The 16,420-nt window shown below is 27.1% G+C and carries 17 protein-coding genes; 16 read left to right on the forward strand and 1 reads right to left on the reverse strand.

What is annotated here, in order from left to right; all coding sequences use genetic code 11:
• Positions 1-9 precede the first annotated feature (9 nt).
• The 5 genes from yhbY to NG901_RS11160 all read left to right on the forward strand — a co-directional run bounded on the left by yhbY (position 10) and on the right by NG901_RS11160 (position 4,020).
• Positions 10-306 (forward strand): ribosome assembly RNA-binding protein YhbY, encoded by a 297-nt coding sequence (yhbY, locus tag NG901_RS11140; RefSeq protein ID WP_252214524.1) that lies wholly within the window; start codon positions 10-12, stop codon positions 304-306.
• 253 nt (positions 307-559) lie between these two features.
• Complete coding sequence (gene nadD / locus NG901_RS11145) at positions 560-1,162, forward strand: nicotinate-nucleotide adenylyltransferase (protein ID WP_252214527.1); 603 nt, start codon at positions 560-562, stop codon at positions 1,160-1,162.
• A gap of 4 nt (positions 1,163-1,166) precedes the next feature.
• Entirely contained in the window at positions 1,167-1,733 is a 567-nt protein-coding gene (yqeK, locus tag NG901_RS11150) for a bis(5'-nucleosyl)-tetraphosphatase (symmetrical) YqeK (RefSeq protein ID WP_252214530.1), read from the forward strand.
• A 71-nt stretch (positions 1,734-1,804) separates the two neighbouring features.
• Positions 1,805-3,100, forward strand: coding sequence for an LCP family protein (locus tag NG901_RS11155; RefSeq protein ID WP_286675200.1), 1,296 nt, complete (start codon positions 1,805-1,807; stop codon positions 3,098-3,100).
• Positions 3,101-3,123: 23 nt separating this feature from the next.
• The gene (locus NG901_RS11160) at positions 3,124-4,020 is read left to right on the forward strand and encodes an RluA family pseudouridine synthase (RefSeq protein ID WP_252214536.1); all 897 of its coding nucleotides are present in this window, start codon (positions 3,124-3,126) and stop codon (positions 4,018-4,020) included.
• Between the two features lie 13 nt (positions 4,021-4,033).
• Here the strand turns inward: NG901_RS11160 and NG901_RS11165 are convergent, their stop codons facing one another.
• Positions 4,034-5,356, reverse strand: a complete 1,323-nt coding sequence (locus NG901_RS11165) for a D-alanyl-D-alanine carboxypeptidase family protein (protein ID WP_252214539.1) — start codon at positions 5,354-5,356, stop codon at positions 4,034-4,036.
• Between the two features lie 227 nt (positions 5,357-5,583).
• Between NG901_RS11165 and NG901_RS11170 the strand changes: the two genes are divergently transcribed.
• The 11 genes from NG901_RS11170 to NG901_RS11220 all read left to right on the forward strand — a co-directional run bounded on the left by NG901_RS11170 (position 5,584) and on the right by NG901_RS11220 (position 16,315).
• Complete coding sequence (locus tag NG901_RS11170; protein WP_252214542.1) at positions 5,584-6,204, forward strand: helix-hairpin-helix domain-containing protein; 621 nt, start codon at positions 5,584-5,586, stop codon at positions 6,202-6,204.
• 168 nt (positions 6,205-6,372) lie between these two features.
• The gene (locus tag NG901_RS11175; protein ID WP_252214545.1) at positions 6,373-7,077 is read left to right on the forward strand and encodes a hypothetical protein; all 705 of its coding nucleotides are present in this window, start codon (positions 6,373-6,375) and stop codon (positions 7,075-7,077) included.
• A 25-nt stretch (positions 7,078-7,102) separates the two neighbouring features.
• Positions 7,103-7,483, forward strand: a complete 381-nt coding sequence (locus tag NG901_RS11180) for an RDD family protein (protein WP_252214548.1) — start codon at positions 7,103-7,105, stop codon at positions 7,481-7,483.
• A 16-nt stretch (positions 7,484-7,499) separates the two neighbouring features.
• Positions 7,500-8,858 (forward strand): 23S rRNA (uracil(1939)-C(5))-methyltransferase RlmD, encoded by a 1,359-nt coding sequence (gene rlmD / locus NG901_RS11185; protein ID WP_252214552.1) that lies wholly within the window; start codon positions 7,500-7,502, stop codon positions 8,856-8,858.
• A 146-nt stretch (positions 8,859-9,004) separates the two neighbouring features.
• Positions 9,005-9,109, forward strand: coding sequence for a nucleotidyltransferase substrate binding protein (locus NG901_RS11190; RefSeq protein ID WP_252214555.1), 105 nt, complete (start codon positions 9,005-9,007; stop codon positions 9,107-9,109).
• A 2-nt stretch (positions 9,110-9,111) separates the two neighbouring features.
• Entirely contained in the window at positions 9,112-9,426 is a 315-nt protein-coding gene (locus NG901_RS11195; protein ID WP_252214558.1) for a nucleotidyltransferase domain-containing protein, read from the forward strand.
• A 295-nt stretch (positions 9,427-9,721) separates the two neighbouring features.
• On the forward strand, positions 9,722-10,336 hold the full coding sequence (locus NG901_RS11200) for a TetR/AcrR family transcriptional regulator (protein ID WP_252214561.1): 615 nt from the start codon (positions 9,722-9,724) through the stop codon (positions 10,334-10,336).
• A gap of 27 nt (positions 10,337-10,363) precedes the next feature.
• Positions 10,364-12,124 carry an ABC transporter ATP-binding protein gene (locus tag NG901_RS11205; RefSeq protein ID WP_252214563.1) on the forward strand — a complete coding sequence of 587 codons (1,761 nt, stop codon included), beginning with the start codon at positions 10,364-10,366 and terminating at the stop codon, positions 12,122-12,124.
• Complete coding sequence (locus tag NG901_RS11210; RefSeq protein ID WP_252214567.1) at positions 12,117-13,859, forward strand: ABC transporter ATP-binding protein; 1,743 nt, start codon at positions 12,117-12,119, stop codon at positions 13,857-13,859. Before NG901_RS11205 ends, NG901_RS11210 begins: the two co-directional genes overlap by 8 nt.
• Before the next feature lie 45 nt (positions 13,860-13,904).
• Entirely contained in the window at positions 13,905-14,063 is a 159-nt protein-coding gene (locus NG901_RS11215) for a cupin domain-containing protein (RefSeq protein ID WP_252214570.1), read from the forward strand.
• A gap of 215 nt (positions 14,064-14,278) precedes the next feature.
• Positions 14,279-16,315, forward strand: a complete 2,037-nt coding sequence (locus NG901_RS11220) for a penicillin-binding transpeptidase domain-containing protein (RefSeq protein WP_252214573.1) — start codon at positions 14,279-14,281, stop codon at positions 16,313-16,315.
• The last annotated feature ends 105 nt before the right edge of the window (positions 16,316-16,420 follow it).

The following is a 16,420-nucleotide window of genomic DNA, read 5'->3' on the forward strand; positions in this document are numbered from 1 at the left end:
GGAAAATGAATGTTAACTGGAAAACAAAGAGCTTACTTAAGAGGATTAGGTAGTAATATATCTCCGATATTTCAAGTAGGCAAAAATGGGATAGAAGAAAACTTTTTAACTCAAGTTGCTCAAGCTTTAGAAAAAAGAGAACTTATTAAAATAAAAGTTTTAGAAAATAGTGGTTTAGACACTAGAGAAACTTCAGATTTAATATGCAAGGCTTTAAGATGCGAAGGCGTTCAAGCAATAGGAAATAAGATGGTACTATATAAGAAATCTAAAAATAAACCTAAAATAGAAATACCAACTAAATAATTAGATAAAAAATAAAACCCTTTGTTATAAGGGTTTTATTTTTTTGTATAATAATTTTTAAGATTAGACAACTTTTTTAGTTTAGGTTTCTTGTGAATTTATAATTTAGATTATGTTCATGATATAATAATATAGAAGAATTTACAAAATTAATTAATTTATTATATTATCAGTGTAATATATTTTTCTAATTGAAAAATAATAAAATATAAAGCTTGATGTATTGTAAATAAATTCTGGGAGGAAATATTTAATGAAACGATATGGTATAATAGGAGGGACATTTGATCCTATTCATTATGGACATTTATATATAGCTTATGAAGCTAAAAAGCAATTAAATTTAAATAATGTGATTTTTATGCCAGCAGGTAATCCACCTCATAAAGAAGGTAAGAAAGTAACGGATGCACTGCTAAGATATGATATGGTAAAGAAAGCAATAGAAGATTTTTCAGGATTTTCTATTTCAAATTATGAGATAGAAAAAAAAGGATTCAGCTATACATATGAAACGTTAGAACATTTTAAGGACAATGATGTAGAATTATTTTTCATTACTGGAGCAGATTGTTTAATGGATATAGAAACATGGGAAAGTGCGGATAAAATATTATCTTTAAGCAATTTAGTGGTATTTTCTAGAGGTGGTTTTAGTAATAAAAAGTTAATTAAACAAAAAGAATATATAGAAAAAAAGTACAGTGTAAATATAATTGTATTAACACTAAAAAGATTAGAAATATCTTCAACAGATATAAGGAAAAGAATTAAAGATAAAGAAAGAGTAGATTTCTTTGTTCCTCAACCTATCATAAAATTAATAGAAGAAAACAGCTTATATAAGGAGGAATAATATTTTGATAAGTATAGAAGAAATGAAGTTATATCTTAAAGATAATTTAAAACAAAATAGATATAAGCACACATTAGGAGTTGTTGAAACTTCAAAAAAATTAGCTAAAATTAATGGGGTTTCAATAGAAAAAGCTGAAATAGCAGCTCTTGCTCATGATGTAGCTAAAAATTTATCCTTGGAAAAAATGAAATTAATAATAGAAGAAAATAATATTGAATTAACAAACACAGAAAAAGAAAATTCTAATTTGTGGCATAGTATAATTGCACCAATAGAAGCTAGAAATAAGTTAAAAATTGATAATGAGGAAATATTAGATGCAGTACGATGGCATACTACAGGAAAAGAAAATATGTCTATTTTAACTAAGATAATATATATTGCTGATATGATAGAACCAGGTAGGGATTTTTCAGGAGTAGAAAAAATAAGACAAACTACTTTTGAAAATTTAGATGATGGGGTTTTATTAGGTTTAACTGAAAGTATGAAGGACTTATTAAATAGAAATTTAATCATTGATTTAAATACAATAAAAGCAAGAAATTATTTTTTATTAAAAGAATAGTTATATATGCATAAATAAAGTAGACTAAGTAATTAAGGTTAATGACTTGCATTAGGGGTGAGAAGAAAAGCATGGGGAAAAAAAGAGTGAAAAGATCAAAAAGATCCAAAAGATCGAATAAATCAAATAAAAACAAGCTTGAAAATATTAAGATTAAGAATTTACTAGAAGAAAGTGTATTATTAATATTAGCATTAGTAATAACATTTACTATAGTAGTTATAGGATCTGGATTTTTATTTTTAGGAAAGATAAACAAGAATGATATGATTGAACCTAGTAAGGTATCAATGAATAAGCCTATTAATGTTTTATTATTAGGAATGGATATAGGAGATCCTAGTCAGCCTAATAATAATGCAATAAAACGAACAGATACAATTATGGTTTTGAATTATAATCCTGAGAATAAAAATTTACAAGTTGTTTCAATTCCAAGAGACACTTTGATAGATGTTAATGGCAAAAGTTCAAAGATAAATGCAGCTTATGCAATAGGTGGAGAAAAAAGAGTAAAATCAGAGGTAGAAAAATTGCTTAATATAAGCATAAATTATATTGCTAAAATTGATTATAATGCATTTAGACAATTTATTGATGCTATTGGAGGCGTCAAAATGCAGATAGAAAGAAATATGATATATGATGATGAAGGACAAAATCTTCATATTAATTTTAAAAAAGGTGAAGTAGTTAAATTAGATGGTAAAAAAGCAGAGGAATTTTTCAGGTGGAGAAAAAACAATGATGGTTCAGGATTTGCAAATGGAGATTTAGACAGAATAGAAAATCAACAAAAATTTATATCAAAGGTTATAGATAAATGTACAAGTCCTATGATTATTTTTAAAATTCCAAGTATAATAAAAGCTTTAGGAGATAATATAGATACTAATATGCCTCCATTTAAAGTTATATCATATGGTTTAAAGTTTATTAGAATTAATTCAGAAAAAATGGATATGAAAATAGCTCAAGGTATACCTAAAGATATAAATGGAGAATCATTCCTTGTATTTGATAAAAATTTAAACAAAGATATAATAACATCTTTATCATCAACAGGAAAAGGATCAGAAGATATTTCTAAGTCAGATATTACAATAAAAGTATTCAATGGAACTAAAATAACTGGATTAGCAGCAACCTTAAGAGATGAGCTAACAAAGATTGGATACACAAGGGTTGATGTTGGAAATATTCCAGAGAGAAATGATAGTTCAATTTTAACTAATAATGAGAATATAGCAAGTAAAGTTAAGTCTAGTATTGGAATAAATAAAATTGAAAAAAAATCAGACAAACCAGAATACAAAGATTATGATGTAGTTATAATATTAGGTAAAGATTTTAAAAAATTTGAATAAAAATCAAGGGAGACTTTTAATAGATGAGCATTTTACAAGATAAAGTTAGTAATATTGATGGTAAGATAAAGATAAGAGAGTATTTAAAAGAAAAGTTAGATTTATCAACTAGATTAATAAGAAGTGCATCAAAAGATCAAAGGATATATGTTAACAATTCTGTGGTTAGAATGAATTATATGATTAAAAATGGTGATGTTATAAAGATTGATTTAAATAGAAATGAAAGTCAAAATATAAATCCAGAAAAAATAGATTTAGACATAGTATATGAAGATGAAGATGTTTTAGTTATTAACAAACAACCCTTTATCATAGTTCATCCAACTAAAAATTTTCAAAGTGGCACATTAGCAAATGGAATATTATACTATTTCCAAGAAACAAATCAAAACTGTATAGTAAGATTAGTTTCTAGACTAGATATGAATACATCAGGACTTATTATAATTGCTAAAAATCAATTTTCTCATAGTAGATTATCAAAAGATATGAAAGAAAAATTACAAAAAAGATATTTAGCAATTGTTCATGGTAACTTAGAAGAAAAAGAAGGAACAATAGACTTGCCTATTTATAAACCAGAAGGTATAGAATATGGAAGTATGAGAGTTGTTGATGAGAGAGGACAAAGAAGTATAACACATTATAAAGTAATAGAAAGCTTTGAAGGTGGAGATCTAGTTGAATGTCTTCTAGAAACAGGTAGAACACATCAAATAAGAGTTCATTTAAGTCATTTAGGTCATCCTATATATGGGGATGAGCTATATGGAGTTGGAGCAGAAGAAAACTTAATAAAGCGTCAAGCACTTCATGCTTATGGATTGAATTTTGATTCACCAAGGTCTTTAAAAGAACTTTCATTAAGAGCTGAATTACCAGATGATATGAAAGAATTATTAGAAAAAATAAAATAGAAGAAGATAGGATTTAATCCTGTCTTCTTCTTCTTCTTTTCTTCAATTGATCATCTTGAATTTTAGGTATAGATGTTGTAATTTCTAACAATCTTTTTTTTCTATTTTTTTTCTTTTTATATTCTATTGCTAATGTTAACACAATAAGTAAGGCAACTCCAGAAACACTAGCTCCTATAATCAAGTTTTTTTGATTTTTATCTATAAAAGAATTAACTTCTTCTTTTATAGAATAATCTCTAGAAATACCTGCACATAAATCTAATGTACATAACTCTTCATCATTTAAATATACAGTACCTTTTAATATAACATCGCCTTCATTAAAAGATGATCTATTTAAATTTTTATCTTCAAATTTAATATAAGTATTAAGTTTGTCTTTATCTTCATTTGGAACAACGCAATTTACATCTTTTGAAGCAATAAGAGGAACTGTTATATCATTATGTAACTTAATAGAATCAATTTCTTGTCCTTTTTTATAGAGGTTAGAAAAATAAAAATTATTAAATCCATAATTAAACACAGTTTTCATATCTTCAAAGTTTTTATTTTTATCTAGAGCATTAAGATATGATGCTACTAAAATATGTCCATTATTTTCAGCAGCTATTGCATATGTATGGTTTGATTTAGTTGTATAGCCATTTTTACCTGCAATGGTATATTGATAATAATACATTGAATTCTTATTTATCATATGATTTTTATTATTAATCCATATTGTTCTAGATGAATCATTTTTTATTGGTATTTCATATGTCATAACTTTACATAGTTCTAAAAATTTATCATGTTTAATAGCTTCATTCATAATTAGAGCTAAATCATGAGCAGTAGTTAAATGCTCTGGATCAGGTAATCCACTTGGATTTTTAAAATGGGTATTAACGGCTCCAATTTCAGTAGCTTTTTTATTCATAAGCACTGCAAACTTATCAATAGAAGAAGAAACATGGCAAGCTAAAGCGTTAGCTGCATCATTCCCAGATTCTAATAGAAGCCCAAGTAATAAATCTTTTACAGTAACAATATCACCTTTTAAAAGGCCTATAGTTGTACCATCAACCTTTGTAAAATCTTCAGTAACTACAACCTCTTCATTTAAATCACAATTTTCCAAAGTTAATATAGCAGTCATTACCTTAGTAGTTGAGGCCGGCTCCAAAACTTTATCGGGATTTTTACTAAATAATATTTCTCCAGTTGATGCATCCATTAAAACAGAACCTTCTGCATTTATTTCAGGAGGCGCTGGCATCGCCATTACATTAACGGATGAAACAAGAAATATAAATAGGAAAAAAATAAGTGTTTTAAAATGTGATTTCATAACATTCTCCATAATATTAAAATTTTTTATTACAACAGTTTTATTTTACCAAAGAAAAATATATTATGCTATAAAAATATGAATTTTGATAATAAAATTGTATTTTAATGTATATAATTAAAATAAATGGATGAAATTCTGTTGATAAATTTAAGAACAAACTTATTATTATACTAAAATGTAAATATTAGTTTAAGAAATATTAAGAACTAAAGGAGGTTTTCAAATTGATTAATAAAGCTAATAAAAAAATTGGAATAATAGCAATTTTAGTTATAATACTCATAGCATGTTTATTTACATATATTAAAAGTGGAAAAAACAAATTAGTAAAAAACGATAATACTTCAATTTTTGTTGAAGAAGAAAATCAAAATAGTCATGAAGATGAAAAAATAGAAAAGTTAAAAGATAAAAATATAGTAGTTGAAATAAAAGGTGAAGTAAAAAGCCCTGATGTATATGAATTGAATGATGAGAGCATAGTTAAAGATGTTATTGAAATAGCTGGTGGATTAACAGAAGAGGCAGATATATCTAATATAAATAGAGCTCAAAAACTTAAAAATCATGAATTAATATATATACATAATAAAAATGAAGTAAAAGACAACATAAGTTATTCACAAAGTAATATGAGTACATCTAATAACAGTGGAAAAATAAATATAAATTGTGCACAACTTGAAGAATTAAAAAATATTAATGGAATAGGTGAAGCAAAAGCAAAAAGAATAATAGAATATAGAGAAAATATAGGAGCATTTAATTCAGTAGAAGATATTAAAAATATTGATGGAATTGGTGAAAAAAGTTTTGAAAAACTAAAAGATCAAATAGAAGTTTAACGCTTAAAACATAGATTAAATAATATTTTTGCTATTGACACATATTTGAAATATAATAATGATACAATAATTTATTGTATTGTGGTATTCTAATAAGTAGTATTAATCTAAGAATATAATATAAATTTATATAAATATAATTAAAAATAAAAACTAGGGGGATTTTTAATGTCCAAAAGAATTTGTGCTATACTAATGAGTTTAATAATTACAACATCATTAATTGGATGTATTGGTATAGATAGTAATAAAGCAGAAGACAATAATAATGCTAAAGCTGTAACTGAAGCAAAAAATTCAGATGAAAATTTACAAGGATCGTGGGCAGAAGATTATAGTTTAGAAAAAACAAAAGGATATTTTAAAGATTATTTATCTAAAATGGAAAAAGTAACAGAAGAACTTGGAATGAAATACTCTAAGGAAGATGTAGTAAAAGAAAATGATGGAAACACTATAAGTGTTAATTCAATATATTTCGATAATGAAAAACCAGATCCTAATAAAATAGAAAGCATGTACTTTGGAATGAAGGTATTTGGAGAAGATTTATCATCAGGGGAAATAGAATTAAAATTAAGTTTAAACTTTGACAGTGCAGAAGCAATAAAATCAGGAAACTTTGATTTAGGAAATACATCTTTCAATAAATACATAGCTGCATTTACAGGACAAAGTAGTAGAAATTATTCAGAAATAAATAAACAGATAATAGACGGGTTAAAGAGTGAAAAGGGAGAAGGCATTATAGAAAATTCAATAGATGGATTAAAGGAAGAAATAAGATTTAATAAAAATTATATAGTATATAAATTAAGCACAAAAACTTATAATTTTAAAGATCCAAATCCAACTTTAGAAAATAATAATTAATATAATTAATAAGGGGGAAAATACCTTGAGTAAAGAAGAAAATAATATTAATGAAAAAGAAGATGCTATATTGAACGACACAAAAGCAAAAGAAGAAACTAACAATGAAACAAAAGAATTATTAATGGGAGAGACAAATGAAAATAATAGTAATGATAATAAAGAAAAACCATCATTATTAAAAAAAATATTTGCCAGTGTTATAGACCAATTAGTTACAATGGCACTTTCAGGAGTATCATTAATTATATTTGATTTTATAATAAAATTTATAGGATATAAGGTATCTATGCCATTAGGAATTTTAATTATGTTCTATTTTATAGTAAATGTATTATATATGCCGTTAATGGAAAAAACTAAATCAAGCAAAAGCATAGGAAAAAGAATTATTAATATAAAGTAATTATAGGAGAACGTTTATGAAAAGAGGAAGCGAAGTAAAAGTTAAAATTGAAAAAACACAATTCCCATCGACAGGAATAGGATATTTAGAAGATAAGCCAGTATATGTTAAAAATACATATCCAGGTCAAGTAGTAACTGGTAGGGTTAAAAAGAACAGAAAAGAATACGCTGAATTAAAATTAACAGGTGTAGAGGAAAGAGCAGATTATGAAATAGATGCAATATGTCCTCATTTTGGATTTTGTGGAGGATGCTCATCTCAAACATTATCTTATGAAAAGCAGTTACAAGTTTTAGAAGATGAAATAAAAGATTTATTTAAAGAAGCTGATGTAACTACTGGAGAGTTTTTAGGGGTACTTGGAAGTTCAGAGCAATGGGAATATAGAAATAAGATGGAATTCACATTTGGTGATGAAGAAAAAGGCGGAGATCTTTCAATTGGAATGCATATGAGAGGTAAATCTTTTGGAATAATGACAGTTGATCATTGTAAGATAGTTGATGAAGACTATAGAAGAATAATAAGATTAACTGCAGATTATTTCGGAAAACAAGACTTACCATATTATAGAGTTATGAAAAGAGAAGGATATTTAAGACATCTTGTAATAAGAAAAGCTCAAAATACAGGTGAAATATTAGTAAATCTTGTTACAACTACTCAAATAGATTTTGATTTAAGTGAATATGTTGAATTATTAAAATCTCAAGATTATAAGGGTACATTAGTATCAATACTTCACACTGAAAATAATTCATTCTCAGATGCAGTAATACCAGAAAAGGTAAATGTATTATATGGAAGAGATTATATACAAGAAAAATTATTAGGACTTAATTTTAAAATTTCACCATTCTCATTCTTTCAAACTAACACAAAAGGTGCAGAAAGCCTTTATTCATTAGTTAGAGACTTTATGGGAAGTTCAGAAAATAAAGTTGTATTTGATCTTTACTGTGGAACAGGAACAATAGGTCAAATAGTTGCTCCTAACGCTAAAAAAGTTGTAGGAATAGAACTTATAGAAGAAGCTGTTGAGGCAGCAAAAGAAAATGCTAAATTAAATGGATTAAATAACTGCGAATTCTTGGCAGGAGATGTAGCGGAAATAATAAAAACAGTAAAAGATAAGCCAGATATAATAATATTAGATCCGCCAAGAAGTGGAGTCCATCCTAAAGCTTTAGATTACGTAATTAAATTTAATGCACCAGAAATAATATATGTTTCATGTAATCCAAAGACTTTAGTAACAGACCTTAAAGTATTAATTGAAAGAGGTTATAAAATAATCCAAACACAAGTGAAAGATATGTTCCCAAACACACCTCACGCAGAGACAGTTGTGAAGTTGTCATTGAACGCTTAGTGAATTGGAACTTGCCTAGACATCTTAACTTAACGAGAAAGCCCGCATTTTGTAGCTTGTGGGAGAAAGATGTTCATTGTAATGAAAATTGTTTTAGGTATTGTAAGATAATCTTACAATACCTACTTTTATAAAAGAGAAATTTAATGGCGCATACTTATGATGAGTCTGTGGCAGAGCAAGCAGAAGAATTAATAAAAAAACAATATTATCCTGAAATCAAAGAATTATTAAAAAGATTAGAGGAATAACTATGGAGTTTGGATTAAAAGAATTTGATTTAAAATATATAATAGAAAAGATAAGTAATTTTCAGGAAATAGAAGAAGCCATTATATTTGGATCTAGAGCAAAGGGAAATTATAAACCAGGATCTGATGTAGACTTAGCTATTATAGGAGAAAAAATTACATTTGATACATTATCACAACTTCATTCATTATTAGAAGATGAAAGTCCAATGCCATACTTTTTTGATATATTAGATTATACTCATTTAAATCATGATGATTTAATAGATCATATTAATAGAGTTGGAAAAGTGATTTATAAAAAGGATGTAGAATAAATCTATATCCTTATTTTTATATTAGAAGTAATTAGAAGGCATATAAATGTAACGAAAGAATAAATCTTTGCTTTTTATAAAAAAGGTTTGACTAAAGTATAATAAGGATTTGATTTTATGGCTCACAGGCTTTGCTTGTGGGTTTTTTACGTATTATTACATATTAAATAAGGCTTTGTTATTTAGTAATTATATTCAAAATAAGGAATGAAATTTTAAAATGATATTGACAATTATTATCAATTTAGGTATATTTAAAACAGTGTTATGAATATATAGGCTTAGGAGGATATATATGGCTAAACAGATTGAAGGTGTATATGAAAAAGTACTTGAATGTGCTAAAGTCGAGTTTTTAGAAAAAGGTTTTAAAGATGCTTCTTTACGTACTATTGCTCAAAATGCAAAGACAAGCACTGGATCAATATATACTAGATTTTCAGATAAGAAAGGTTTATTTAATGCTATTGTTGTACCAGTAGTTGAATATTTGAAACAGTGGTTCTGGTTATCACAAGAAAATTTTCATAAACTTCCAAATGATATCCAGAAAGAGGAAGTATTTAATTATTCTAAAGATAAAATAGAAGATTTTGTGGATTATATATATGATAATTTTGATATATTTACGTTATTGATTAGTTGCTCAGAAGGAACAGGATACTCAATGTTTGTCCATGATTTAGTAGAAATAGAGATGGAATATACTATAAAATTTATTAAAGCTATAGGAAGTGACGCACTTTCATCTGAAAGAATAACACCAGAACTTATGCATATGTTAAGTAGCTCCTTTTATACTGGTATATTCGAAATAGTTGTACATAAGATGACAAGAGAGAGTGCACATAAATATGTAAACCAGTTAAAAAGATTTTTTGAAGTTGGTTGGAAGGATATTTTTAAGTAGTAAATAAAAAATGGAGGTATAGATTTTATGAAAAAAAAGCAGAAGGATACTACATTTAGTTCTCTTAAAAAATTTGCAGGATCGGAGCAAACAAAATATGTTGAGTCTATCATATTTGCTGTTATTGGTGTTGCAAGTGGATTTGTACCATATTTTGCTGTAATACAAATGATTATAGAATTGCTTAATGGAGGAAAAGAATTATCGTTTTATTTAAAGTGGTGTGGAATTGCAACGCTAGGTTATATAGGAAAGATTATTTTTTCAAGTATATCAACTAGTATTTCACATAGAGCTACTTTTATTACTTTAATGAAAATTAGAAAACAGCTTATATCAAAGTTATCTAGAATGCCTATGGGAAATTTATTAGATACTCCTTCAGGAGAATTTAAAAGTATTATTGTTGATAGAGTTGAGGGATTAGAAACTACCTTAGCACATTTATTGCCAGAAATGACTTCAAATATACTTGTTCCACTCTTAATAGTTATTTATCTTTTTATTTTAGATTGGCGTATGGCTCTTGTTTCATTAATTACGTTACCAATTGGGATACTGTGTATGATGAGTATGATGAAAACTTATCCAGTTAAATATGCAGAGTCAGTAGAAACAGCTAAAAAAATGAATAATGCTGTAGTAGAATATGTAAATGGTATTGAAGTTATTAAAGCTTTTAATCAAAGTGCAAATTCTTATGAAAAGTATACTAATGCAGTAAAGAATAATGCTTCATATTTTTATAATTGGATGAAAAGCTGTCAGTTAGAGATGTCAGCATATACCACAATATGTCCAGCTACTCTTTTAACAGTATTACCAATAGGATTTATTTTTTATAATAATGGAAGTCTTTCTTCTGTAGATTTTATAACTATTATTATTTTATCTTTGAGCATAGCAGGTCCACTTATTGCAGCTACTAATTTTATAGATAATCTTGCTACAGTAGGTACAGTTATAAATCAAGTGGAATCAATTTTGTCAGGAGAGGAATTAATTCGTCCAAGTTTACCAGTTAATCTTAATGATTCAACAATAAAATTAAAGAATGTAACTTTTTGTTATCATGAAGATAGTAAAGATGCAGCAGTAAAGAATATCAATATTGTTATAAAGCCGGGAACAGTAACAGCTCTTGTAGGACCATCTGGCAGTGGAAAATCAACTATTGCTAAGCTTATTGCTGGATTTTGGGATGTTTCTGAAGGAGAAGTAAGTATTGGTGGTTTTAATATAAAAAGCATACCACAGTCTCAATTAGCAGATAAAATTGCTTATGTAGCACAAGATAATTATTTATTTAATGATACGATTAGGGAAAATATAAGAATGGGACGCCCAACGGCTACAGACTATGAAATTGAAAAAGCTGCAAAAAATGCAGGTTGTGATGAATTTATACGTGGATTAGAAAATGGGTATGACACTTTAGTTGGAGGTTCTGGTGGACATCTTTCAGGAGGAGAGAGACAGAGAATTGCAATTGCTCGTGCTATGCTTAAAGATGCACCTATTGTTATTTTAGATGAAGCTACTGCTTATACAGATCCAGAAAATGAAGCGTTAATACAAAAATCAGTTTCAAAACTTGTAGTTGGAAAAACTTTAATTGTAATAGCTCACCGCTTATCTACAATTACAGATTCAGATCAAATTATAGTGATGGAAAACGGGAATATTTGTGGAAAGGCTACACATGAAGAATTACTTAAAACTTCTAAATTGTATCAAAATATGTGGCAAGCACATATTGGTGTAAAGGATGGTGGCATAGATGATTAATGTTTTTAAAAAGATATGGCAATTTGCAGGAAATGAAAAATCTCAAATTAAAAAATCTAATATAGTTTCTTTCTTTTTTGCGATTTTTGGAGCACTACAAATTAATGCACTTTATTTTATTTTAAAGGCATTAGTTGATAATGATAATCAATATATTAATGCGTGGCTAGCTTTTGGATTTATGTTACTAAGTGTTGTAGGACAGATAATTACAAGTTATTTTTCAATATTACAAAGAACTCATGCAGGATATTTTATGGTAGCAAATGAAAGAATTCATATTGGTAATAAATTAAAAGTTGTACCAATGGGGTATTTTAATAAAAATAGTTTAGGAAATATTACTGGTGTAGCTACTACTGTTTTAACAGATGTTGAAAGTTGTGCACCAAGAGTTTTAGTACAAACTTTAGGTGGATTTATAAATGCAATAGTATTTGCTTTATTTGTTTTTTTATTTGATTGGAGAATAGGACTTATTGTAGTAGGAGGAATTATAGTTTTTCTTTTAAGTACATCTTTATTGGAAAAGAAAACTAGGATTCATTCACCTAAACGTCAAAAGGCACAGGAGTATTTAGTTGAGTGTGTATTAGAAACAATTCATGGAATGAGTGTAGTAAAAGCTTTTAATTTAGATAAGAAATTAGATAAGAAGGTAGATAAATCGATAGAAGAAAGCTGTAAAAAGAATCTAGGGTTAGAAAAAGCAATAATACCATATTTGCCTTTACAACAACTTTTATTAAAATTATTTAGTATGTTAATAATATTATTATCAATTATTTTCTACTTAAATAATTCAATGACGTTAGTTAATTGTTTTATGATGTTAATAGTATCTTTTATTATATTTTCACAATTAGAATCAGCAGGTCATGGTACCGCTATTCTTCATTTGACAGAAACATCTATTGATAGAGCAAAAGAAATAGAAAATGTACCTGTAATGTATGAAGGAAGAAGATATATTAAACCTAAAAACTATGATATTGAATTTAATAATGTAAGTTTTGCTTATGATAAGCATCTTGTACTTGAAAATGTAAATTTAAAGATAAATGAAAAAACTATGACTGCTATTATAGGACCATCAGGTTCAGGAAAAACTACTTTATGTAACTTAATAGCTAGATTCTGGGATGTAAATAGTGGGACAGTTTCTATTGGTGGAAATAATGTCAGAGATTATTCTCTAGACAGTTTAATGGTTAATATAAGTATGGTATTCCAAAATGTATATCTTTTTGAAGATACCATTGAAAATAATATTAAGTTTGGAAAACCTAATGCAACACATGAAGAAGTAGTATATGCAGCTAAAAGAGCTTGCTGTGATGAATTTATATCAGAACTTCCGGAAGGATACAATACATTAATAGGGGAAGGCGGAGCTTCACTTTCAGGGGGTGAAAAACAAAGAATATCTATTGCTAGAGCTATGTTAAAAAATGCACCTATTGTAATTTTTGATGAAGCTACTGCTAATGTAGATCCAGAGAATGAATATAGACTTCAAGCTGCTATTGAAGAACTTACTAAGGATAAAACAATAATTATGATAGCACATAGATTAAAAACTGTAAGAAATGCAGATCAAATCATTGTTTTAGATAAAGGAAAAATTGTTCAAAAAGGTAAGCATAACAAATTAATTAAACAAAAAGGTATTTATGCTGACTTTATAAACAGGCGTGAACAATCTGTTGGATGGAAATTGAAGACTAATTTATAAACAGAAAACAATAAATTATTTAATAAAAAGCTCTGTTTTAAATGTGTGTTGGTATATGCAATAGGTGAAGTTACTATAACAATTGGAGAGAATGAGCCGGTAATTGTTACAGAAGGAAACTTTATAGTTATGCCTGCTAACATTCCTCATGCATTAGAAGCAACTGAAAAATTTAAAATGATGTTAATAGTAGTAAAGGGTTAGTTATAAGAATCTTGAGAAATCAAGGTTCTTTTTTATATTAACAATTAACATAGCATCATTTTTTTTACTGATTGTATAGAGCTTAAACATATTAGAGAATGTTTAAGCTTTTTTATATTTTCTAATTAATAGCTTTATTATATAATGTTATTAATTTAATACGTAATTTTGTTTGGATTTTATTTAACATACTAAATATAAAAGGGGAGTTTTTATTGGAGAAAAAAATAAAAAGACTATTTATTTTTTCATTAACAATTATAGGAATTCTAGTAGTAGCAGCATTTATATTTGCATCTATGAAAGCAAATAGTATAAATGTAAAACAAAGTGAAAACTTAGTACAGGAATATTTTCAATTATTAAATGAGAAAAAGTATGATTTAATGTATGATAAGTTATCTGATGAAAGTAAAAATGAAATATCTAAAGATGAATTCATAGAAAGAAATAAAAATATTTATGAAGGAATAGGAGCCAAAAATATAACAATAGATAGTACAAAAGTGAAAGTAGATGGTAGTGATATCTTAGCAACATTTCAATGTAATATGAACACTATTGCAGGAAATCTAAATTTTAATAATACAATGGATATAAATAGAGTTCATGATGAGATTAAAGTAAATTGGTCTTCAAATTTAATTTTTCCTGAACTTAATAATGACTACAAAGTTAAAGTTCAAATAACAGAGTCTAGACGAGGCGATATTTTAGATAGAAATAATATTAGACTTGCCACTGATGATGATGTAGCTGAAATAGGAATTGTTATTGAAAAGCTTGGAGAAAATCAAAAAGAAGCCATAAATGAGATAGCAAAGACGTTAGAAATATCTAGTGAGTACATAGAGAAACAATTAAGTCAGTCATATGTTAAACCAAATATGTTTGTACCAATTAAAGTTGTTTCTTATAGTAATGATATAGTTAATAAAGCATCAAAAATTCCAGGTGTAGTCATAAAAGACAAGCCTTCAAGGATTTATCCATTAGAAGCTAAAGCAGCACATTTAATTGGATATATTCAAAATGTTACAGCAGAAGATTTAGAAAAAAATAGTGATAAGAATTATTCTGATTCATCAGTAATAGGGAAGGCTGGGCTAGAAGCAATATATGAGGATAGATTAAGAGGCATTGATGGAATAAAAATAAATATAGTTGATAAAAATTCAAATGAGATTAAAGTAATTTATAATAGGGAAATTAAAAATGGAGAGGATATAAAATTAACTATAGACAGTAATATTCAAGAAATCGCGTATGACGCTTTAGAAGATAACAAAGGAGCTACAGTAAGTATAAATCCTAATACCGGTGAGGTTTTAGCTCTTGTAAGTACACCAGCATATAATCCAAATGATTTTGTTCTTGGGCTGTCAACTGAGAAATGGAATGATCTAAATACTAATGAAAGTAAGCCATTATACAATAGATTTCAAAGTAATATAACTCCAGGATCAGCATTTAAACCTATTACAGCAGCTATAGGCATAGAAGAAAAAGTACTTGATCCTAATGAGGATAAAGGAATAGTAGGACTAAAGTGGCAAAAAGATGACTCATGGGGTGGATATAAGGTAACAAGGGTTCATGCTTATGAATTACCTGCTAATTTAGAGAATGCATTAATATTTTCTGATAATATATATTTTGCAAGAGTTGCATTAGATATAGGTGCAGAAAATTTTGAGAAAAAGCTAAAGGAATTTGGAATAGGTGAAAAAATTCCATTTGAATATGGTGTTTCAGTTTCTCAATTTTCATCGAAAGATGGAATTAACAATGAAATATTACTTGCTGATAGTGGATATGGACAAGGTGATATTTTAATGAATCCATTACAACTTTCTATGATGTATACAATGTTTACTAATGAGGGAGATATTTTAAAACCTTATTTAGAATATAAAGAAAGTCCTGAGAAAAGCATTTGGAAAGATAATGTTATTGCAAATGAAACCGCTAGAATTATATTAAATGATTTAGAAAGTGTAGTAAGTAAATTGAGCGGGACTGCACATGCACTGGCGGAACAAGGAATTAATATTGCAGCTAAAACAGGTACTGCTGAGATAAAGTTAGCTCAAGATGATAAAACAGGTACTGAGATAGGATGGGTAGTAGCAACCACAACAAATAAAGATAATAACATTTTAGTAACTACATTTGTAGAAGATGTAAAAGGCAAAGGTGGAAGTGGTTATGTAATTCCAATAGTAAAAAAAATAATACAAGAAGTGAAATAAACAGGAAAGTTTTCATTAAATCCATATTTATCGTGAAAAACCAAATTTTATGTTATACTAATAATAGTCATACTGCATATAAAAATGTAGTATGATTTTTTTAGT

Source organism: Clostridium sp. CMCC3677 (assembly GCF_023845585.1).
Taxonomy (GTDB): domain Bacteria; phylum Bacillota; class Clostridia; order Clostridiales; family Clostridiaceae; genus Clostridium; species Clostridium aquiflavi.

Coding starts and splice junctions, on each gene's coding strand:
- rlmD (WP_252214552.1), top strand. CDS start 7,500: ATGAAAAGAGGAAGCGAAGTAAAAGTTAAAATTGAAAAAACACAATTC.
- NG901_RS11175 (WP_252214545.1), top strand. CDS start 6,373: ATGTCCAAAAGAATTTGTGCTATACTAATGAGTTTAATAATTACAACA.
- NG901_RS11160 (WP_252214536.1), top strand. CDS start 3,124: ATGAGCATTTTACAAGATAAAGTTAGTAATATTGATGGTAAGATAAAG.
- NG901_RS11200 (WP_252214561.1), top strand. CDS start 9,722: ATGGCTAAACAGATTGAAGGTGTATATGAAAAAGTACTTGAATGTGCT.
- NG901_RS11155 (WP_286675200.1), top strand. CDS start 1,805: ATGGGGAAAAAAAGAGTGAAAAGATCAAAAAGATCCAAAAGATCGAAT.
- NG901_RS11195 (WP_252214558.1), top strand. CDS start 9,112: ATGGAGTTTGGATTAAAAGAATTTGATTTAAAATATATAATAGAAAAG.
- NG901_RS11210 (WP_252214567.1), top strand. CDS start 12,117: ATGATTAATGTTTTTAAAAAGATATGGCAATTTGCAGGAAATGAAAAA.
- NG901_RS11165 (WP_252214539.1), bottom strand. CDS start 5,356: ATGAAATCACATTTTAAAACACTTATTTTTTTCCTATTTATATTTCTT.
- NG901_RS11205 (WP_252214563.1), top strand. CDS start 10,364: ATGAAAAAAAAGCAGAAGGATACTACATTTAGTTCTCTTAAAAAATTT.
- yhbY (WP_252214524.1), top strand. CDS start 10: ATGTTAACTGGAAAACAAAGAGCTTACTTAAGAGGATTAGGTAGTAAT.
- NG901_RS11190 (WP_252214555.1), top strand. CDS start 9,005: ATGGCGCATACTTATGATGAGTCTGTGGCAGAGCAAGCAGAAGAATTA.
- nadD (WP_252214527.1), top strand. CDS start 560: ATGAAACGATATGGTATAATAGGAGGGACATTTGATCCTATTCATTAT.